The 20,914-nt window shown below is 53.1% G+C and carries 19 protein-coding genes and 1 other RNA gene; 10 read left to right on the top strand and 10 right to left on the bottom strand.

Annotated elements, in window-relative coordinates; translation table 11 throughout:
• Positions 1–305: 305 nt before the first annotated feature.
• Positions 306–2,246 carry a glycosyl transferase family 90 gene (locus D9A02_RS10375; RefSeq protein WP_162933030.1) on the bottom strand — a complete coding sequence of 647 codons (1,941 nt, stop codon included), beginning with the start codon at positions 2,244–2,246 and terminating at the stop codon, positions 306–308.
• 492 nt (positions 2,247–2,738) lie between these two features.
• Positions 2,739–4,868: a methylmalonyl-CoA mutase gene (gene scpA, locus D9A02_RS10370; protein ID WP_120502477.1), complete on the bottom strand. Its 2,130-nt coding sequence runs from the start codon at positions 4,866–4,868 to the stop codon at positions 2,739–2,741.
• Positions 4,869–5,080: 212 nt separating this feature from the next.
• Between scpA and D9A02_RS10365 the strand changes: the two genes are divergently transcribed.
• The gene (locus D9A02_RS10365; protein ID WP_120500903.1) at positions 5,081–5,536 is read left to right on the top strand and encodes a DUF4174 domain-containing protein; all 456 of its coding nucleotides are present in this window, start codon (positions 5,081–5,083) and stop codon (positions 5,534–5,536) included.
• 10 nt (positions 5,537–5,546) lie between these two features.
• Here D9A02_RS10365 and D9A02_RS10360 read toward each other — a convergent pair whose 3' ends face one another.
• From D9A02_RS10360 to D9A02_RS10330, 7 genes are all read right to left on the bottom strand, one after another.
• Positions 5,547–6,794 carry a hypothetical protein gene (locus D9A02_RS10360; RefSeq protein WP_162933029.1) on the bottom strand — a complete coding sequence of 416 codons (1,248 nt, stop codon included), beginning with the start codon at positions 6,792–6,794 and terminating at the stop codon, positions 5,547–5,549.
• Positions 6,795–6,867: 73 nt separating this feature from the next.
• On the bottom strand, positions 6,868–8,913 hold the full coding sequence (locus D9A02_RS10355; RefSeq protein ID WP_120500901.1) for an acetyl/propionyl/methylcrotonyl-CoA carboxylase subunit alpha: 2,046 nt from the start codon (positions 8,911–8,913) through the stop codon (positions 6,868–6,870).
• A 134-nt stretch (positions 8,914–9,047) separates the two neighbouring features.
• Positions 9,048–9,251 carry a hypothetical protein gene (locus tag D9A02_RS19440; protein WP_120500900.1) on the bottom strand — a complete coding sequence of 68 codons (204 nt, stop codon included), beginning with the start codon at positions 9,249–9,251 and terminating at the stop codon, positions 9,048–9,050.
• 382 nt (positions 9,252–9,633) lie between these two features.
• Complete coding sequence (locus D9A02_RS10345) at positions 9,634–9,990, bottom strand: hypothetical protein (RefSeq protein WP_120500899.1); 357 nt, start codon at positions 9,988–9,990, stop codon at positions 9,634–9,636.
• Between the two features lie 340 nt (positions 9,991–10,330).
• On the bottom strand, positions 10,331–10,801 hold the full coding sequence (locus tag D9A02_RS10340; protein ID WP_254054605.1) for a DUF6497 family protein: 471 nt from the start codon (positions 10,799–10,801) through the stop codon (positions 10,331–10,333).
• Positions 10,798–11,169 carry a hypothetical protein gene (locus D9A02_RS10335; RefSeq protein ID WP_120500898.1) on the bottom strand — a complete coding sequence of 124 codons (372 nt, stop codon included), beginning with the start codon at positions 11,167–11,169 and terminating at the stop codon, positions 10,798–10,800. The genes D9A02_RS10340 and D9A02_RS10335 overlap by 4 nt, the downstream gene beginning before the upstream one ends.
• A 3-nt stretch (positions 11,170–11,172) precedes the next feature.
• Complete coding sequence (locus D9A02_RS10330; RefSeq protein ID WP_120500897.1) at positions 11,173–12,705, bottom strand: acyl-CoA carboxylase subunit beta; 1,533 nt, start codon at positions 12,703–12,705, stop codon at positions 11,173–11,175.
• 168 nt (positions 12,706–12,873) lie between these two features.
• Between D9A02_RS10330 and D9A02_RS10325 the strand changes: the two genes are divergently transcribed.
• The 5 genes from D9A02_RS10325 (at position 12,874) to D9A02_RS10305 (ending at position 17,505) form a co-directional block, all read left to right on the top strand.
• On the top strand, positions 12,874–14,094 hold the full coding sequence (locus tag D9A02_RS10325) for a multidrug effflux MFS transporter (RefSeq protein WP_120500896.1): 1,221 nt from the start codon (positions 12,874–12,876) through the stop codon (positions 14,092–14,094).
• A 223-nt stretch (positions 14,095–14,317) separates the two neighbouring features.
• Positions 14,318–14,605 carry an Asp-tRNA(Asn)/Glu-tRNA(Gln) amidotransferase subunit GatC gene (gatC, locus tag D9A02_RS10320; RefSeq protein ID WP_120500895.1) on the top strand — a complete coding sequence of 96 codons (288 nt, stop codon included), beginning with the start codon at positions 14,318–14,320 and terminating at the stop codon, positions 14,603–14,605.
• Positions 14,605–16,092, top strand: a complete 1,488-nt coding sequence (gene gatA, locus D9A02_RS10315) for an Asp-tRNA(Asn)/Glu-tRNA(Gln) amidotransferase subunit GatA (protein WP_120500894.1) — start codon at positions 14,605–14,607, stop codon at positions 16,090–16,092. The genes gatC and gatA overlap by 1 nt, the downstream gene beginning before the upstream one ends.
• Positions 16,093–16,125: 33 nt before the next feature.
• Positions 16,126–16,827 carry a hypothetical protein gene (locus tag D9A02_RS10310; protein WP_120500893.1) on the top strand — a complete coding sequence of 234 codons (702 nt, stop codon included), beginning with the start codon at positions 16,126–16,128 and terminating at the stop codon, positions 16,825–16,827.
• A 30-nt stretch (positions 16,828–16,857) separates the two neighbouring features.
• Positions 16,858–17,505, top strand: a complete 648-nt coding sequence (locus D9A02_RS10305; RefSeq protein ID WP_120500892.1) for an N-acetylmuramoyl-L-alanine amidase — start codon at positions 16,858–16,860, stop codon at positions 17,503–17,505.
• Positions 17,506–17,507: 2 nt separating this feature from the next.
• Here D9A02_RS10305 and D9A02_RS10300 read toward each other — a convergent pair whose 3' ends face one another.
• On the bottom strand, positions 17,508–17,927 hold the full coding sequence (locus D9A02_RS10300) for an Lrp/AsnC family transcriptional regulator (RefSeq protein WP_162933028.1): 420 nt from the start codon (positions 17,925–17,927) through the stop codon (positions 17,508–17,510).
• A 139-nt stretch (positions 17,928–18,066) separates the two neighbouring features.
• On the opposite strand from D9A02_RS10300, the gene D9A02_RS10295 reads away from it, so the two are divergent.
• The 4 genes from D9A02_RS10295 to argE all read left to right on the top strand — a co-directional run bounded on the left by D9A02_RS10295 (position 18,067) and on the right by argE (position 20,912).
• Entirely contained in the window at positions 18,067–18,843 is a 777-nt protein-coding gene (locus tag D9A02_RS10295; RefSeq protein WP_120500890.1) for a carbon-nitrogen hydrolase family protein, read from the top strand.
• Positions 18,844–18,890: 47 nt separating this feature from the next.
• Positions 18,891–19,252: RNase P RNA component class A (rnpB, locus tag D9A02_RS10290), an RNA gene on the top strand.
• Between the two features lie 54 nt (positions 19,253–19,306).
• Complete coding sequence (locus D9A02_RS10285) at positions 19,307–19,651, top strand: hypothetical protein (RefSeq protein ID WP_120500889.1); 345 nt, start codon at positions 19,307–19,309, stop codon at positions 19,649–19,651.
• A gap of 97 nt (positions 19,652–19,748) precedes the next feature.
• Positions 19,749–20,912, top strand: coding sequence for an acetylornithine deacetylase (gene argE / locus D9A02_RS10280; protein ID WP_120500888.1), 1,164 nt, complete (start codon positions 19,749–19,751; stop codon positions 20,910–20,912).
• Positions 20,913–20,914: the final 2 nt, after the last annotated feature.

The following is a 20,914-nucleotide window of genomic DNA, read 5'->3' as shown; positions in this document are numbered from 1 at the left end:
GACAAGGATAACGCCCATACCCTATCATTGACAGTTGCACGCAAAAATCAAAGGAGTTCAACCGCACATTAATCACGGAAAGCTACAGGCAGAACAAATGTAACCGTCGAACCATCATCCGCACCTTCACATCTTGAGGCCAGCGAGGGCACCTACGACCAACATCATTCACATCCCTGAGAACTCAAGTGTACGGTCCATGGAGAAACTCCTTCAAATCCATGAATCACGAATACAAAAACTGCAGTCAAAATTGGAAGATGGGAACTAAATAGCGGTTACGCTTAACGGATACCATTTATCATTTAAGTCGCAATAATTTTGTTTAAGCGCATGATTGTTATGGATAATATTCGATTTCTCAGATCGCTGCGTGCCAAAAGACGACAAACGGATTGCGCATTTTGAATCATTGTAAGACAGGCATCTGGGTTGTCTTCAGCCCACGCAAATTTTCCTTCCAAATCACCGCCGTTTTGAGCAAAGGGAATATAGTGTTCCCACGGTCGGAAGTGACCAGATGCAAAAGTTTCAAAAGGGGTCTCCATCACGAATGCAACTGAGCCGCTATTAAGCGTCCAATACAAACTAGACCCCACGTCCTGACCCGGCATCACTGCAATGTAACGATATTTTTGCTGTTCAGATACCGACAGTGGGTCTTTGAACATTCCATAGTGCAATGAATCCTCATCTTCAGTTTTCCCCCAGTTTCCAACAAAACCAAAGTCTGTAAAGTTGCTGTGTTGAAACGCATTAACTATATTGAAGCGGGGAACATTGAGTAAATGTTTCATTGCAGCCGCTTTATCCAATTCGCCACTGCTATATAGCCTTAGAATACGCTTGTAGCGTAAACCTCTATTTATTCCATCTGGTTTAACAACATGTCCTGTTGTGCCTCCACGCCAGATAATTTTTGAGGCCTTAGCTTTCCAAGGTACTGCAGTCGGATCTACGTGATCCAGGTATTGATTGCCCCCAAGATCATGATAACGATTTAATGGCCATAGAACGCGTTGGCGGTTCGTACGGACCTGATTGAATGAAAAAACAGGGAAAACACCGGATGCGCCGGACTCTTTCAGAGATCGCACCCGCCGATCCTGCATATCAACAATGTAAGGGAATTTTGGTGAAAATTGTTCAATCTGCTCTATACAGCTAGCCGTCTTATGAATGTCGTATACGCCTGTATCCATAACAGGCCCGTCATTCGTTTCAGCGTTCCAACGATATGGACCATCGCCCGTCGGCGTCATCATGGCTGCAATACCTGTGCTTGCTCGAAAGGCATAATGCATTTCTGCTTCACCACACGTCAGAGGATATCGCAATGCGCCACACATAAGGCGCACAGATTTTTCTACAAATGCGTCATCGTTAGTCTTCGAGCGACGCGCCATAAACTGAGCCGTCTTAGCAATTGGGATAGGGTTTTGCGTTGCCAATTTATCGCTATTGACCGCCCATCGATTTGCCATTTTCCACATACCATTTTGTTGGGCAAGCTCCCTGAACAGTTGGTGGAAATGTCTGGTTCTGATTTTTGATGCTGTGAGATTTCCCATTCTCTTAACATAGTATGGGCTGTTTTGACGTCTTTCCCGAAAGCGATTACGTAAATTGACACCGTTGTCATGGAAAGTCAGCAATGAATAGAGGGCATCCTGGGCTCCGGCCTCGACGATAGTACGCAAAGGCGCGTGACCCGCGCCGCGGATAATCACGTTATGCCATTTCGCTGGTATGGCGAGCCGCTGTACATGTCTGCGATCTCGTGTGTGGCTCGGATCGAACAGGCAGAAATATTCAATACTATTATCCAATTCTTTGAGAATGTCGTACCGAAACTCACCTACGGCCTCTACGTAAGAGTTGTACCTTCGTTCAAATGGAACGACCGCAGGATCGATTGAAAATTGCGGGCATGCAGCCACAACGCGCTGCGCACCAAGATGCCTCGCCGCGAGGATCGCGCCATAACCTCCCATACTTGACCCGTACGTTGTGAGCTTTTTCCCTTCAGGTAAGTAGTTTTTAACTTGTTCCATCGCATGAAAAAAATCTGCATCTTGGTACCATAAAGCAGATTTAATCTGGACAGCTAAAACTTCAGCTCCACGTTTATTAAGAAAATTCAGCGCCCACCCGCCTTGGCTGAAACCCAAAGGCCAATCCAAATCGGGAAATGTCACGATAACCGGCGCATTCTTCTCTTGTGAACGAAAATGTACTACGCGCATAGAAGCGGATTCATACACGATGAGCGGCACGCAATCTGGCATAATCTTAAAATAGCATCCCGTAATTGAATTACGCTAACTTCAGCAGAGATAGCTTAGTAAATGTTACGTTGCCCTATCGATTTGTTCTAGTCAGATGCAATTGCTTTGTTCAGATTCAGGCTTTGTCAGGTTAATTTTTCAAAGCAGTAAAGGACAAAACCTCACGTCACGCTGAAACCCGATGCCATGAGACGCATACATCGCTTACAAACTGGCCTCCACGTAGTTACTATAGTTGACTAACTTCGCTCTTGTGTCTCCGAGGAAAAAAAATAGCTGAGGATATCAACCGCTATTTTACTGGCAATCGCAAAGTGTGGCAAACCTCGCAAGGGCGGGTTCGCCAAACGCTTACGTACAAATTCCATAAAGTTTTGGCTCAAACAAGAACAGGCGATCTGTTGGTCGCCTGAACGTGTCGAAGACAAAAAACATATTCCTGATACGAAGTTAACTGCGCGCCTCGCGAATAATCTGCAATATATCCTGTGCGGCTTCGGGGATGTTGGTGCCGGGGCCAAAAATCGCCTTTACCCCTGCGTTTTTCAGGAACTCATAGTCTTGCTGCGGAATAACCCCGCCACAGATCACGATGATATCGCCTGCATCCTGTGCCTCAAGCGCCTCGATCAGTTTTGGTGCCAGTGTCTTGTGGCCCGCCGCCTGGCTGGAGATCCCAATAACATGCACATCGTTGTCAATCGCATCCTGCGCCGCCTCCTCGGGCGTCTGGAACAGCGGACCTACATCGACGTCAAAACCGATATCGGCAAATGCCGTTGCGATAACCTTAGCGCCGCGGTCATGGCCGTCCTGCCCCATCTTAACGACCAGCATGCGCGGACGGCGGCCCTCTTCCTCGGCAAAACCTTCGATTGACTTTTGAATGGCGGCAAAACCTTCGTCACCCTCATAGGCAGCGCCATAGACGCCAGCCAGTGTTTTCACTTCGGCGCGGTGGCGGCCGAACTCATCTTCCATCGCCATGCTGATCTCTCCTACAGATGCACGCGCCCGGGCCGCTTCAATCGCGGCCTCAAGCAGGTTGCCACCCTCACGGGTACGGCGGGTCAGTTCTTGCAATGCAGCCTCACAAACGGCGGCATCACGGGTTTCGCGGATTTTCTCCAACCGGGCGACTTGCGCTTCACGGACTGCAACGTTGTCAACGTCCAGAATATCGATCAGATCTTCTTTGTCCTTGCGATACTTATTCACACCGACAATCACTTCGTCACCACGATCAATCATCGCCTGACGGCGGGCCGCGGATTCTTCGATCCGTAGCTTGGGCATGCCACTGGCTACAGCTTTGGTCATGCCCCCCATTTCTTCGACTTCCTGCATCAAGGCCCAGGCCTTATCGATCAGTTCTCCAGTCAAGCTTTCGACGTAATAAGAGCCCGCCAAAGGATCAACCACATTGGTCACACCGGTTTCTTCTTGCAAGACCAGCTGGGTGTTGCGGGCAATGCGGGCCGAGAAGTCTGTCGGCAAGGCAATCGCCTCATCCAGAGCATTGGTGTGCAGGGATTGTGTGCCCCCCAGAACCGCGCTCATCGCCTCGTAAGCCGTGCGGATCACGTTGTTGTAAGGATCTTGTTCCTGCAACGACACACCAGAGGTCTGGCAGTGCGTGCGCAGCATTTTTGAACGCTCGTTTTTGGCGCCAAACTCTGTCATTACGCGGTGCCACAACGTGCGCGCCGCCCGCAGTTTTGAAATTTCCATGAAGAAGTTCATGCCAATAGCAAAGAAGAAGCTCAGCCGTCCCGCGAATTTATCCACATCCATGCCCGCTTCGATCGCGGCGCGGACATACTCACGCCCATCCGCCAGCGTATAGGCCAGCTCTTGCACCAGGTTCGCACCGGCCTCTTGCATGTGATAGCCCGAGATCGAGATCGAGTTGAACTTAGGCATCTCATTTGCGGTAAATTCGATAATATCACTAACAATCTTCATAGAAGGCTCAGGCGGGTAGATATACGTATTACGCACCATGAACTCTTTCAGAATATCATTCTGAATGGTGCCGCTCAGCAAGCTGCGGTCATGTCCTTGCTCCTCGCCCGCGACAATAAAGCTAGCCAGAACCGGAATTACCGCGCCGTTCATGGTCATCGAGACAGAAACTTTATCCAGCGGGATACCGTCGAACAAGATTTTCATATCTTCAACACTGTCGATGGCCACACCAGCCTTACCAACGTCCCCCACCACACGCGGGTGGTCGCTGTCGTAACCGCGGTGCGTTGCAAGGTCGAAAGCAACAGAAACTCCCTGCTGGCCCGCTGCCAGATTGCGACGATAGAAAGCGTTGGATTCCTCAGCAGTGGAGAAACCCGCATACTGGCGGATCGTCCAAGGGCGCCCCGCATACATCGTAGCCTTCACCCCACGGGTAAAAGGTGCCTGCCCCGGAATGGTGTTCATATGCTCCAGATCAGCCGTGTCTTCTGCAGTATAAAGCGGCTGGACATCAATGCCCTCAAGCGTATTCCACGTCAGGTCGTCAACTGGCCTGCCGCGTAGCTCTCCTTCGGCAATCTTGCGCCATTCGTCTTTATTGGAAGTCATCAGATTGTCCTCTTTCATCTCATCAGGGGCGCGCGCTCGGCCCCAATTTCGGAATTCTTTGGTGTCTGGGCAGCCATCATGCTTCCACTTCTTGTGCTGTGGTGCGCATCTGCGGGTTTTTAGTTATCTCTATGAAATTTCTGAGAATTGCATGGTCATCTGCCATAGCATTTCGTATCCATAAGACTATATCTGTGGCGACAGGAGCCGTGATGGTAAAATATTTTGCATTGTTCGTTTTCGGGATCACCACGTCAGTTGCTGGCGCGCAAGAGCTATCCGAAAGCTCGACCTCCCCTGAAGCATCAATCATTGTCGAGGGTGAGACAGCCGATCTTTCTGCGTATTCTTGGGTGAACAGGCCACTGGTGATCTTCGCCGACAGCGACAAAGACCCCCGGTTCGAACAGCAGATGGGATACATCACTGAGGGGCTGGGTGAACTGGCCGAGCGCGATGTCATCGTACTGACCGACACGACGCCCAAACCGCTGAGTTCCCTACGCACAGGACTGCGCCCTCGTGGCTTTATGCTGGTGCTGATCGGCAAAGACGGCAACATATACCTGCGCAAACCGCTGCCATGGGATATTCGCGAAATTACCCGCGCCATCGACAAGATGCCTCTGCGCCAGCAAGAAGTCCACGACCGGCGCGAGGCCCGATAACCGGTTTGTTTCAATCGCGAAATTCGCAACGCAGTGGCACACGCCCAAAGGCGATCTTCGCCCCTGTGTAACGCGCCATGCTGATTGGCTTTTCCCCGTAAAACACAGTATCTGCCCCATAACGCTGATTGAGGCCATCGACCAGAAGACATAGTTTTTCGCGCTCGGTCAGCTCCCCAGCAGCATTGCGATCCTCGAACAGATCGGCGATATGCCCGGACTGCGCCACAAGCCCCCCCAACATGACGTTCACTGACCCAGGTTGAATCGGCTTCAAAGACGTCCAGAACAGCCGGAAATGCCGCAACAGTTGAAAACTGTCCTGCGTCGCCGGAAAGCTGCCGCCCAAACTTAACCGTCCACGTCGCCGACATTTCACCGATACATGAAGGTAGGTTGCAAAATACTGATCTCGCCGCAATCGAGTTGCCGCCTTGATCAGTAGTCGACGCGCCACCAACCTGGCCCCCGAGGGCGTCCGGTTTTCGGGTGATAAGACCTGCCCATGCCCCATCGAGCGTTTTTCCGGAGCCGTCGAGATTGAGATATCCTCGCCCTGCAGGGCCCGGATAAAGCGCTCGCCCTCGACGCTGTGCCAAATCTGACGCGCGTGTTTCGGGTTCAACGCATAAAGCTGCGGTATTGTCAGAATACCCGCCCCCGCCAATCGTTGTGCCATGCGTCGACCAATGCCCGGCACATCGCGCAAAGATAGATGCGCGATCTTGTTCGGCATGACCTGCGGCGTAAGCCATTCCAACCCATCGGGCTTGCGCAGCTCGCCCGCCAGCTTGGCCAACAGAACACTTGTGCCAAGACCGATGGAACATCGCAAATACTGCCCCGCCTGATTGTAGATGCTTTGTCGCATCTCCTGCGCCAATTCGAGCGCCCGCCCTAAAGATCGGTCTGCGCCCGAAAGCCTGCAATAAAACTCGTCGACAGATTGCGCCTTCTCGACCGGCAAAATCTGACTGGCCGCGTCCAGAATGCGATGATGATAGTCGACATAAAGGTCGTGCTTGGCCATCCGAAACTGGATGTCTGGGCAAAGCTGCACCGCTTCGCTGCGCCGGGTTCCAACTTTCACGCCGCAGGCTTTGGCCTCGTAACTGGCCGCGATACAACAGGCGTTTGCCTGATCCACGGTCAGCACCCCAACCGGCCGTCCCTGCAGGCTGGGATCGATCTGTTGTTCCACACTGGCGAAATAGCTGTTCATGTCGAGGTAAAGCACCTCGACTTGAATTGACTGCATCCGCATCTCCACTTGGCAGGATTCGCCAGATGAAACTAGAACAAAGATGGAACATTTGAAAGCGTACTATCCTCTATTCGAATTCCATGATCACTTCATCAACTGCGAGACTGTCGCCAGCCGCTGCGTTGATTTTGGTGACAATGGCTTTCTTTTCCGCGCGCAGGATGTTTTCCATCTTCATCGCTTCAACGGTACAAAGCGCCTGCCCTTCCTGCACTTCATCGCCGATCTGAACATTCACACCAACAATCAGGCCCGGCATTGGGCACAGCAGCATCTTGGAGGTATCCGGCGGCATCTTTTCCGGCATCAGCTCGGCCAACTCTGTCTGACGCGGGGTGCGCACATGCACCTTCATGTCAGCGCCCCGATTGCGGATACGGAACCCGCCCGGAATTTTGCAGACCTTCAGGATCAGCGGCGCACCATCAACATCCAGTACAGCCAGTTGATCGCCTGGCGTCCAATCTGATGCGACACGGTGCTGTGTGCCATCCGCAAAGGTTACTGTGGACCCTTCCGGATCTGCATCAATAATAACATCAAACCGCTGCCCTTGTAGACACACAGCCCAGTCGGAACCAACTTTGCGCTCATGGTTATCCATCCGGCCAGACACTCGCGTGCGGCGAATTTCTGCAACCCGGTGCATTGCGGCGCTTGAAGCTGCAATCCGACGCAGGGCGTCCTCGGGCAATGTGACACCCTCAAACCCGTCCGGATATTCTTCGGCGATAAAGGCCGTGGTCATTTCACCGGCGATAAAGGTCGGATGGTCCATTACGGCTGCCACAAATGGCAGGTTGTGACCGATTCCTTCAACCTCAAAACTGTCCAAAGCCACGCGCATCGCCTCAATAGCTGAAGCACGATCTGGCCCCCATGTGCAAAGTTTGGCGATCATCGGATCGTAGTACATGCTGATCTCGCCGCCTTCATAAACACCGGTGTCATTACGGACAGCAGTGTCACCCACGGGCGCATCACCTTGCCATGTCCCTGCCGCGGCCATCGGACCAGCTGACACTTCGGATGGCGGTCGATAACGGCTCAAGCGACCGATTGAGGGCAGGAAGTTGCGATAAGGATCTTCGGCATAAAGACGATTCTCAATCGCCCAACCGTTCAGTTGAACATCGTCTTGGCCAATTGTCAGCTTTTCACCCGCAGCGACGCGGATCATCTGCTCGACCAAATCAACGCCAGTGATCAACTCGGTCACTGGGTGTTCCACCTGCAGACGGGTGTTCATCTCGAGGAAGTAGAAATTTTTGTTACCATCGACGATGAATTCCACCGTACCCGCGCTGGTGTATCCCACCGCCTGCGCCAAAGCGACCGACTGATCGCCCATGGCCTTACGAGTGGCCTCGTCCAGAAACGGGCTTGGGGCCTCTTCCACAACCTTTTGATTTCGGCGCTGGATCGAACACTCGCGTTCGCCCAGATAAATCCCGTTGCCATGAGCGTCACACAGCACCTGAATCTCAATGTGGCGGGGTTGCGTTACAAATTTTTCGATAAAGATCCGGTCATCGCCAAAAGAGTTCGCCGCCTCGTTCTTGGACGACTGAAATCCTTCGCGTGCTTCTTCATCATTCCATGCGATCCGCATGCCTTTACCACCGCCGCCAGCGCTGGCTTTGATCATCACCGGATAGCCAACCTCGTTGGAAATTTTGACAGCATCGTCAGCATCTACAATCAGCCCCATGTAACCCGGAACCGTTGAGACATCCGCTTCTTGCGCAATTTTCTTTGAGGTGATTTTGTCACCCATGGCCTCGATCGCGCCAACTGGGGGGCCGATGAATGCAACGCCTTCTGCTTCAAGTGCCTCTGCGAACTTGCTGTTTTCGGACAAGAAACCGTATCCCGGATGCACAGCCTGCGCCCCGGTCTGGCGGATCGCCTCCATGACCTTATCGATCACGATATAGGATTGGTTCGCTGGTGGTGGGCCAATATGAACCGCCTCATCCGCCATTTTGACGTGCAATGCATTGCGGTCAGCATCTGAATAGATCGCGACCGTTTTGATACCCATCTTGCGGGCTGTCTTAATCACACGGCAGGCAATTTCACCCCGGTTGGCAATCAAAATCTTATCGAACATAGGTGTCCCTTCCTCCGGTTCGCAGCCACAAATTTGGTGGCATCGACGCATCATAAAAAAGGCCACCGGCGCGCAATGCACCGATGACCTGTTGTGGCATGAAACGAGCCCCCCCAAAGGGGCGGCCGTTCAGATTAGCATTTTTTGGTTGCCTGACAGTAGGCGACGTTGCCCGCTGCGCCAACAACCAAGCCTGTTCCGACACTGCCACCGAGGACAAGCGCGGTTCCCGCACCGGCGCCTGCGCCGATAAGCCCTTGTTGTGGGAGTGTGTCGCCGCAAGCGGCAAGCCCCGTAGCAGCCACCAACAATAGGAGTGTGAATCGTTTGATCTGCATTTGGTACCGCCTCTTTTTGCGCTTTCTTTTATGGGCGCATTGAATCCGATTGAGGCCAGCCAGTCAAAACCTTTCCATAATACAAAAGCAATTCTGGCAATCTTTTGCTGAAGGTCCACGCCTTTCGGCCGCGTCACAAAAATGGGCGGCCTGCGCTTGTCAGCACAGTGCCGCCCAATAGGGGAAGGGTAACGGAATAGACAAAATGTCCCGACCCTTTGGGGAAGAGTCGCCACTACTACACTCACATTGCGATTGAAGTGCCGCAAAGCAAAGCGCCTTCCGCAGGCTTCGCCCGCATCGGCTGTATCTTGCGCATTTTCGCAACCTACAGGCAAAATCATGCCGTTGCGATGCACGATAAGATCCAGCCACGCGCCCATCAGTCCGGGTCTCCGTCGAATACATCCGGAAACGTGGCACGGGCGGCGGCAACATCCACCATCAAAAGCGCATCATAACTCTCGGGGTCAAAGTCACTATCAGCGGCGATCACCTCACGTCCAAATAACCAACTCAGACGCCCGGCATCCAGATTGCCGCGTTCAAACGGTTGATCACCGAAATGTTCCCACAATGCGCGCAAGAAAGCCGCATCAGCCCGGCGATCCGCCGGCCGGCGGTCCCGATAACGCTCTCGTACCAACAAAGGCGTAACACCTTTGGGATTGGCCCGCCTGATGACAAATTGAAAATCCGATCCGGGAAGACGTCCCGGAAACCCTCTATGCTTTAGCATATTGCCTCCTTAGTGATCCAAGAAAGACAAAGGGACGCTTTGGCAGGCACATCCCCCTGCCCAATCACGTTCGCAATGAACTTATTTGTATTTTCAGATGTGGGCTTACTCAGCCACAATTGGTTCTGAGTTATAAACGACGAATTCTTCGTCAGGTGGCGCACAAGCAGCAATGCCAGTAAGCAAACCGATTGCGAAGACCATTTTGATAGGGTGTGACATATCCATTTTCCGTCTCTGTTTTGCCTGACCGAAAGAGACCATGTTTCCGCCAGACTTTCATTCCTGAAATCGGTTACCATCTGAAAGCCGTCAAGTCTGCCTGCAAAACGCCAAAACATCAAAAGGCCTCCCAGACGCAGGCATCACCTTCAATGCGATACGCCTCAAAGACCTGCACCACTTCGGCATCAAAAACGCCAAACTCCGATGGTTGGTCCGCCAACGACACAATGATCTGTGACGGCTTTGGCCCAACCACAACCGCCACACGCGGCAGAGCATAGCTATCGCACAAATAATCCAGATCCGCCTGAACGGAACCCAACTCGGTCTTTCCCTCCGTAAAGTCAGGACTGACAAAGCGGAACCGATATGCCAGCCCGCCCGCGGGCCGATCCCAAAGCATTTCCTGCAGGTAGACCTCAATGCCAGACGGCAAGATAACAGCCTCTTGCTCGCTTAGCTCTAGGGCACTGGCTGATGTTGCGACGCAAAACAAAGCCAATACAACCTGCCGCACGCCTCGCACACACTGCATCAGCGCAAAATACCAAGATATGGTGCCGCGAAGTTTCCGAACTTGGGTCATGAATGCCCCCCATCGGAGATATTCCGTGATGTCGACCTTGGTCGTGCACATCTGATCCAACGTTGCCGGTTTGACGGGTCATTCAAAACTGCTTCGATCCGGGAGATGATAGTGTGCGGATAGCGACCTTCGATACGTGCCCCTGCGATAACGCGCACCCCACCAGCCACTTCAGACACCTGTACAATCGGTGACAATCCCCGAACATTCTGCAACGCCCGCCACATATCCTGCCGCACCTGATGCGCCAGTCTGAGCGGAACAGCCAAAGGCAACTCTGTCTCTGCCTGCACATCAAAACGTACAGGCAGATGACGGGCCAGTGTGAGCCCATTCGCATCACGCAGGATATGCCAGTTCTTGCTCATTGATCAAAGCGGGATATTGTCGTGCTTTTTCCACGGATTGGTCAGGCTCTTGTTGCGCAATGACGCAAACGCCCGACTAACCCGCATTCTGGTGCTACGCGGCTGGATAACCTCATCGATAAAGCCTTTTTCTGCCGCCACAAACGGGTTGGCAAATCGGTTTTCATAATCTTGCGTGTGCTTGGCAATTTTGTCCGCGTCACCCAAATCCGCACGGTGAATAATCTCGGTCGCGCCTTTGGCGCCCATCACCGCAATTTCGGCAGTGGGCCAAGCATAGTTAAAATCGCCACGCAAGTGCTTGGACGCCATAACATCGTAGGCCCCACCATAAGCCTTGCGAGTGATGACCGTGACCTTTGGAACCGTGGCCTCGCCATAAGCAAACAGCAGTTTAGCGCCGTGCTTGATCACTCCGCCGTATTCTTGGGAGGTGCCAGGCAAGAAACCCGGCACATCAACCAGTGTGAGGATCGGGATTTCAAAGCAATCACAGAACCGCACGAACCGTGCAGCTTTACGGCTACTATCAATGTCCAAACAACCTGCCAGAACCATAGGTTGGTTGGCAACAACGCCCACAGTCTGCCCTTCAAGACGGACAAATCCAGTGATGATGTTTTTGGCGAAATCTTCTTGAATTTCGTAAAAGTCACCCTCGTCGGCAACCTTTTCGATCAGCTCTTTCATATCATACGGCGTATTCGGGTTATCAGGGATCAGCGTATCAAGGCTATCCTCGACCCGCCCCGGCTGATCAAAAAATGGGCGTACTGGTGGCTTTTCCCGATTTGACAGAGGCAGGAAGTCAACCAAACGACGCACTTCGGCCAACGCTTCAACATCATTTTCAAATGCCCCATCGGCAACGCTGGATTTTTTGGTATGCGTCGAGGCGCCTCCCAGTTCTTCGGCGGTCACCACTTCGTTGGTCACCGTTTTCACCACATCCGGTCCAGTAACAAACATGTAAGAACTGTCTTTCACCATAAAGATGAAATCTGTCATCGCTGGGCTGTAGACCGCGCCACCAGCACAGGGCCCCATGATCACAGAGATTTGCGGAATGACGCCCGAGGCCATGATGTTGCGCTGAAAAACCTCGGCATAACCTGCCAAAGACGCAACACCTTCTTGAATGCGGGCACCGCCCGAATCATTGATACCGATGACAGGCGCGCCATTTTGCATCGCCATATCCATGATTTTGCATATTTTTTCGGCATGTGTCTCTGACAAAGATCCACCAAAAACCGTAAAGTCCTGACTGAACACATAGACCATACGGCCGTTGATTGTGCCCCAGCCGGTGATCACACCGTCACCGTAAGGCCGCTCTTTCTCCATACCAAAGTCCGTGCAGCGGTGCGCCTTGAACATATCAAACTCTTCAAAACTGCCCTCATCCAGCAGCAGTTCGACCCGTTCGCGTGCCGTCAGTTTACCCTTGCCATGCTGCGCCTGAATACGGCGCTCACCACCACCAAGGCGTGCAACCGCACGGCGATCTTCGAGTTGCTGCAAGATATCTTTCATCACGGACCCCTTTGAGATTTCCCGCACAATAGAAAAAAGGGGCGTGCATAAAAAGGAATATTCCGCAAATTTGCAAATCTTTGAAGACTATATTTGTAATATTTGCAAATGTGCAAATTTCATTTATTTGATTGGACATCCGGGAAAGAGCTACATAACCATTTTAGTATGGTTGAACCCACGAATTCCATTTTTTTAAATCGCTCTACACCACCCCATATTCTTACGTTGATTTTGCTGGCCGGCATTTCAGCGCTTGCAATGAACATGTTTCTTCCCAGCCTGCCCGGCATGGCGATCTATTTTAAAACAGATTACCGTCTCTTGCAGCTTTCGGTTGCACTATACCTCGCGGTCACTGCGGTGATGCAAGTCGTTTTGGGGCCGGTCTCAGACCGGTTTGGCCGCCGCCCGGTTGTCTTGGCTGGGATGGCCATTTTCCTGCTTGCCACATTGGGTTGCATCATCTCGACCAACGTCTATGTCTTTTTGGCCTTCCGTATGCTGCAAGCAGCAATTGTCGCCGCCATGGTACTAAGCCGGGCCATCGTGCGTGATATGGTTCCTCAAGATCAGGCCGCGTCGATGATTGGTTACGTCACAATGGGAATGGCCATTGTGCCTATGGTTGGCCCCGCCATTGGTGGCGTACTGGATCAACTGTTTGACTGGCATGCAAATTTCTGGCTGCTTTTTATTCTAGGCGCTCTTGTGACGCTAATCACTTGGGCCGATCTCGGGGAAACAGCACCACTGGGGAACGGGCGCATGCGAAATCAATTTCGCGAATACCCGACATTGCTGAAATCATATCGCTTTTGGGGATATTCAATGGCCTCGGCCCTTTCATCCGGTGCGTTTTTTGCCTACCTTGGCGGTGGACCGTTTGTTGGGGCCCATGTGTTCGACCTGCCCCCGGCTAAACTCGGCCTCTATTTTGGTGCCCCGGCAATTGGATATCTTCTCGGAAACTTCTTGTCCGGACGTCTGTCTGTGCGGGTTGGGGTAAACCGTATGGTATTGTGGGGCACATTGATTGCCTCAGCGGGTATCGCCCTTAACCTGTTGATGTTTGAACTCAACATTGGATCAGCCCTCAGCTTTTTTGGCCTGATGACCTTTCTAGGACTTGGGAACGGCATGACCATCCCCAATGCCACAGCCGGTGCCCTGTCTGTGCACTCAGATTTGGTTGGAACCGCCAGTGGCCTGTCGGGCGCATTGATGATTGGTGGGGGCGCTGCCCTGTCTGCATTGGCAGGAGTGATGCTGACTTCAAATAGTGGCGCCTTTCCGCTTTTGTGGATTATGCTGGTCTCATCAGTTCTGGGCGTCTTCGCAATCGGAGCGGTGATGATGCGCGAGCGCCGCGCAATGGCGACACAGTAACTTCGCTAAAATGTCAGTCATTAATGCAATAAGTGCCGGAAAATTTGGCAAACACACGAATATAGCCAGGTCAGATTAACGTTACCGGCTCCCGCCTCGTCAGGTGATCCATCCTCTTGTACTTTCGTTGCCATAAAACCCAACATGGGACAGTGCCAAGCAGCTTGCACCCTGCCCTCTTGAGCGCTAAACGCTGATGCTAACAAGACAGACGGAGAGACCCATGTCCATCGACCGAGATACAGCCGCTCGTGTGGCCAAACTGGCCCGCATCCGGGTGGAGGAAGACGACCTTCCTGCCCTGGCACAGGAGTTCAACAATATTCTGGGTTTCATCGAGCAACTTAACGAAGTTGACGTCGAGGGCGTTGAACCAATGACCAGTGTCACCCCAATGCGCCTGAAACGGCGCAAGGATGAAGTTACCGATGGTGGTTATCAGGGCAAGGTTCTGTCAAATGCGCCAGATGCGCGCGAAGGGTTTTTCGCAGTTCCAAAGGTGGTTGAATAATGTCAGACCTCAATACATTGACCATATCCGACGCCCGCGACAAGCTGCGTGCTAAAGAGATCACTGCAATTGAATTGACTGAATCTTGCTTGTCCGCAATCGAAGCTTCAGATGCATTGGGGGCTTTTGTTCACAACACGCCAGAATTGGCCCGCGAACAGGCGGCGGCGGCGGATACGCGCATTCAAGCCGATGACGCGCCCGCAATGTGCGGCATCCCGCTGGGAATAAAAGACCTTTTCTGCACCAAAGGGGTCGCCAGTCAGGCCGGCAGTGGCATCCTCGAAGGTTTCATCCCTGAATACGAATCTACCGTTTCGCAAAACCTGTTTGATGCAGGCGCAGTGATGCTAGGTAAGCTGAACATGGACGAATTTGCCATGGGGTCTTCAAACGAAACCTCAGTTTATGGCAACGCGGTTAATCCATGGCGTCGCGGCAATGATGACGCTGCATTGACGCCAGGTGGTTCCTCCGGTGGATCCGCCAGCGCGGTTGCTGCCGACCTTTGTTTGGGCGCTACCGGTACGGATACTGGCGGTTCAATCCGTCAACCCGCTGCGTTTACTGGCATTACCGGAATAAAACCGACCTATGGCCGTTGCTCACGTTGGGGCATCGTGGCATTTGCCTCGTCGCTGGATCAGGCTGGTCCAATGACCAAATCCGTGCGCGATTCCGCAATCATGCTGGAAGCCATGTGCGGCTATGATGCCAAGGATTCGACCAGCGTTGAACTCGCCGTGCCGAATTTTGAAGCCATGCTAACCGGCGACATCAAAGGCAAAAAAATCGGTATACCAAAAGAATACCGCATGGACGGCATGCCTGCAGAGATCGAAAAACTTTGGGCTGATGGCGCTGAGATGCTCAAGGCCGCAGGAGCCGAGATTGTCGATATCTCCCTGCCACACACCAAATACGCCCTGCCTGCATATTATGTAATTGCCCCGGCGGAAGCATCATCGAACCTCGCGCGTTATGACGGTGTACGCTACGGCCATCGGGCGCAACTGGCACAAGGTGATGGCATCACCGAGATGTACGAAAAAACCCGCGCCGAAGGTTTTGGCTCAGAGGTTCAACGCCGGGTGATGATCGGGACTTATGTTCTGTCGGCGGGCTTTTATGATGCCTATTACAACCGCGCCCGTCGGGTGCGTGCACTGATCAAGAAAGACTTTGATGATGTGTTTGCCGCTGGCGTGGAGGCGATCTTGACCCCCGCGACGCCATCAGCAGCTTTTGGTTTGGGTGAAATGAAAGACGCCGATCCGGTGCAAATGTATCTCAACGATGTCTTTACCGTCACCGTCAACCTTGCCGGACTACCAGGAATTTCGGTTCCTGCTGGTATCGACAAACAGGGCCTGCCTCTAGGTCTGCAATTGATTGGCCGTCCGTGGGAAGAAGGTGACTTGCTCAATACCGCTTACGCATTGGAAGAGGCCGCCGGGTTTGTAGCCAAACCCGCAAAATGGTGGTAAGACGCCGAAAAGCAGATGGCAGGACAACAGCACATGCGTATTTTGATCGGTTCAATGGCCCTTGTTGGGCTGGCAGCATGCCAGACAACCGTCCCCGACAGCGGGGCCGGTGTGGGGTTCAAAAATTACAACCAGTACCAGACTGAGAAAGCCGCGCGTGATGCCGCCTTAGCCGGTCAAGCCATTCCCCCAGCCACGGCTATTTCTGGCGAAAGCAGCGCATCCTCTGCCGAGGCGCTGGCCGCCGAAGCTGAGGCTGCATTACTGCGAACACAGGCCAACTCTGGTGCCGCCCAGGTACAGACCAATGCCAATGCGCCAGTTCCGCAAACCGTAAGCGGTGCCGCCGGGATATCCAGCGAGAATGACTTTAACGCTGTCGGCGCCCAGCGTTCGATTGAAAGCGATGCAGCCTTGATCGCCGCAAACAAGCAGCAATACAAGGTAGTAGAGCCAACTGCTCTGCCTCAACGTTCAGGCAGTGGCGGGCCAAATATTGTGGCCTATGCGCTGAATACAAGCAATGCGCCGGGCACACAGGTTTACAGCCGCCCAGGCTTGAACAAACAAGCACGTTTCCAGAAAAACTGCTCGAAATACCCGTCATCAGACAAGGCGCAAGAAGAATTCCTATCCAGAGGTGGACCGCAGAACGACCGTTTGGGTCTTGATCCAGATGGCGATGGTTTCGCCTGCTCATGGGATCCACGCCCATTCCGCAAGGTTAACGGCTAATCTGTCATGACCATGTCGGTGTGAGACCATATGATCTACCACCACTCTCCTAATTTTGGGCCGCGTCGCAATGACTTGCGGCCCGATCTTATTGTGCTGCATTACACGGCCATGCAAAGCGCCAAGGCTGCACTGGCACGGCTTTGTGATCCACAATTTGAAGTGTCCGCACATTACCTGATCTCAGAGACCGGAACTGTCTGGCAGATGGTCAAAGAAGAAATGCGTGCCTGGCATGCGGGCGCAGGTGAATGGCATAGTCAGAAAGATATCAATTCGCGCTCCATCGGGATTGAGTTGGCCAATACTGGCACACATCCCTTTCCGGAACCTCAGATGGCAGCACTTGAAGTGTTGATGCAGGGTATCATGTCGCGTTGGGATATCCGTCCTGAGGGCGTAATCGGACACTCAGATATGGCTCCAGGTCGCAAATGCGACCCCGGCCCAAGATTTGACTGGCTCAGACTGGAGCACATCGGGTTGGCCGCTCCGCGCTATACGGGAGATGGCCCCCAGCAACCGTCAATGGATCAGTTTCGCACGCTGGCACTGGCCGCAGGATATACAAGCGAGGCCGATGACAGAACATTGCTGGAGGCCGTGCGTCTGCGCTATCGCCCTCATGCACAAGGGCCCTTGTGCACGGACGACTTCCGACCTTTGCGCAAAGCCTGATGTTATTTGAACTGCTTCATCCGAATGCAGCTATTGCTTTCGAGAACAAGCGGCAGACGCCGGATCTCAGACAACACCTGATCCAGCCTCGGCAATGTGGCAACGCGCAACTCAAGGATAAAATCATACATGCCGTTGGCTGATGCCAAGGAATGAACTTCAGTCATTTCTCTTAATCTGGCTATGGTCTTACGGCTATCGCCATTCGATAGGCGCAACAAAACCAAAGCCTCAATCCCTGCACTATCTTCGCCTTGCCCCAACGTGATCGTAAATCGCGTAATTGTGCTGTTGGCTATCAGGCGATCGATGCGATTTTGCACCGTTACCCGCGAAACCCCGAGTTCTGCCGCCAGATCAGTGGCCGAGCGCCGGGCGTCTTCCCCCAATAGGAATATCAATTGGCGGTCAGTTTCATCCATATCCATTCCCACCTTTCGGTTTATGTAATCAATATAACAATTAGACATAATAACTTTCTTTTTGAAACTAATTACTACTATTTTGTCGAGATGTTTCTTCTAAAACTCTTCCTAACTCACCCACCTATAGAGGCTGCTCATGAAAGTCACCGTTTGCCAAATCGACCCACGTGCCCCCCATCTGGACGGGTTTTTGAACGACCTGAAGCAACACATCACAGAGCAGGGTACCGATTTTCTACTGCTGCCGGAAATGGGATTTTCTGATTGGCTCGCAGCAGATCCCAAACCTGAGGCTGCTCGCTGGCAGCAGGCCGTATTGGATCACGACCATCAAATTGCGAGCCTATCTGATTTTGGCACACGCGCTATCATGGGTACCCGCCCCATCGTTAAACCCAATGGCAGTCGCCGTAATCAGGCATATCTTTGGTCAGCGGATACAAACCAAGCGGCAGCAGTGCATGAAAAATACTATCTTCCTGACGAAGACGGGTATTGGGAGCACAGCTGGTATGACCGTGGACCTAAGTCCTTTGACTTGGGGCGTGCGTTAAATATGCGGATCGGCGTGCAAATCTGCACTGAGATGTGGTTTTTCGACTGGGCACGCCACTATGGGGCCTCCCGCGCTGATCTCCTGTGCGTGCCACGCGCCACTCCGCATGGCTCTACCGACAAGTGGCTGGCCGGCGGACAGTCGGCAGCAGTATGTTCTGGGGCTTATTGCCTGTCGTCGAACCTTTGGGCACCTGAAGGGGAAAAACTGAACGCAGGTGGATTGGGTTGGATTATCGACCCCGAAGGTGACATTCTGACAACCACTTCAGTTGAGCAGCCCTTCGCCACTGCTGAGATCGATCTTGATTTTGCACACCACAGCAAAACCACCTATCCCCGTTACGTCCCTGAGTAAAACTCGGCGTTGACCACCCTGCCCCAAAGGCTTAAACCGCCCCTTGCGCGGAGGGCTGGATGACCGCGAGGTGGTAACACCACGAGGAAAGTCCGGACTCCACAAGGCAACGGTGCCGGGTAACGCCCGGCCGGGGAAACCCGAGGGAAAGCGCCACAGAAAACAGACCGCCCCACTTGCTGGGGTAAGGGTGAAACGGTGGGGTAAGAGCCCACCGCGGGACGGGCAACCGGACCGGCACGGCAAGCCCCACCGGGAGCAATGCCAAATAGGGACAGCATATGGGCCAGCCTTGGCCCGGCCGTCCGGGTTGGCAGCTAGAGGTCTGTTGGTAACAGCAGGTCTAGATGAATGGTCATCCAGGGGGTCCGCCCCCGGACAGAATCCGGCTTACAGGCCCTCCGCGCTTATCTTCCGCTCTTGCCAGTTGACTTGTTGCGAAAGAACATATCTTTGAGAGCCCATGCGTCTCTCTCTTCTGATCACAGCCGTTTTATGGCCAACGCTGATCCAAGCCGAATCGACACGCGTGATCGATGGCCGCGCCGTCGCATGGAAAGCGATATCAGGGCATCAGATGCTGATCCGCGGGGAGTTTGCTACGCTCAAAGCGGTGCTCTGTCCGCCTATCAGCACGCCAGAAGGCCGGGATGCAAAGACTTTGCTGAATGCCTTCATGAAAAGCGGCCGCGGCAACGTGCGTTGCATCATCGACGGCCCGGAAGACAACAGAACAGTTGAATGTTTCAAGGAACGCCGGAGTTTTGCGACCGGCATGATCGAAAGCGGCTTATACGTTGCGCACTGAACTGAATGCAGATTGAGCTTCTTCACCACAATTAAGTTGACGCCCAGCAGTAATGTTCACACAGTCCACGAAACACCCTCAACAGTGGACGCCCCCTATGACGTCAGAATTAGAAAACACCATCGACCTTCTGGGCGAGCTGATTGCTTTTCCGACCGTCTCAAAAGACAGTAATCTGGATATGATCAATCACCTGGCTCACCGGCTGGAAGATGTCGGTGCGCGAGTACAGGTGTTTCAGGACAGCACGGGTAAAAAGGCCAATCTTTTTGGCACTATCGGCCCCGATGTTGATGGTGGCATTGTACTGTCCGGTCATAGTGATGTGGTTCCTGTTGTCGGCCAAGACTGGACAAGCGATCCGTTTCAGATGGTGGAACGTGATGGGTTGCTCTATGGGCGCGGCGCTTGTGATATGAAGGGCTTCATCGCAGCAACTGTTTCTATGGCCCCTATCCTTGCCAAACGGGTGAACGCCCGGCCGCTGCATTTTGCCTTTACCTATGACGAAGAAATCGGATGTTTCGGGGCGGTGGATCTGATTGAAAGCTTGAAAGCGCATGATATCCGCCCCGGTGTCGCGATCATTGGTGAGCCGACCTCGATGCGCGTGATTGAAGGCCACAAGGGGTGCTATGAATACAGCACCCACTTTTGTGGCCTCGCTGGCCACGGATCAGCCCCCGACCTAGGTGTGAACGCAGTAGAATATGCCGCCCGCTACATTGGACGCCTGCTTGAACTCAAAGAAGAACTTCGCGGCATGGCACCCGAAGGCAGCCAGTTTGTCCCGCCTTGGACCACCATCAGTACCGGGGCGCTACACGGTGGCGTGGCGCACAACGTGATCCCTGAACAAGCACAGGTGGATTGGGACATGCGTCCAGTGCAAACGTCTGATGCAACATTCGTCAATGACAATCTGCACCGCTATTGCAACGACGTGCTGCTGCCTGCCATGCAGGCGGTTTCGCCCGGGGCCAGCATTCGTGTGGACAGTATAGGTGAGATCGACGGGTTGGAGCCGGTCGAGGAAAATGAGGCACGTGATATCATCATGGAACTGACCGGTGCTAACGGCACTGATCTGGTGGCCTTTGGCACTGAGGCGGGCATTTTCCAAGGCTATGGCATGTCTGCGGTCATTTGCGGACCCGGATCTATTGATCAGGCGCATAAGGCCGACGAATATGTATCGATCGATCAGATGCAGCAATGCGTCGAGATGTTAGCTCGCCTGGGCGATAAGCTCGATAGTTAAAC

The sequence above is a fragment of the Roseovarius sp. EL26 genome, from assembly GCF_900327775.1.
GTDB lineage: Bacteria > Pseudomonadota > Alphaproteobacteria > Rhodobacterales > Rhodobacteraceae > Roseovarius.
Note: the sequence above shows the minus strand (reverse complement) of the source record. Positions and strands in the feature narration are given on the sequence as shown.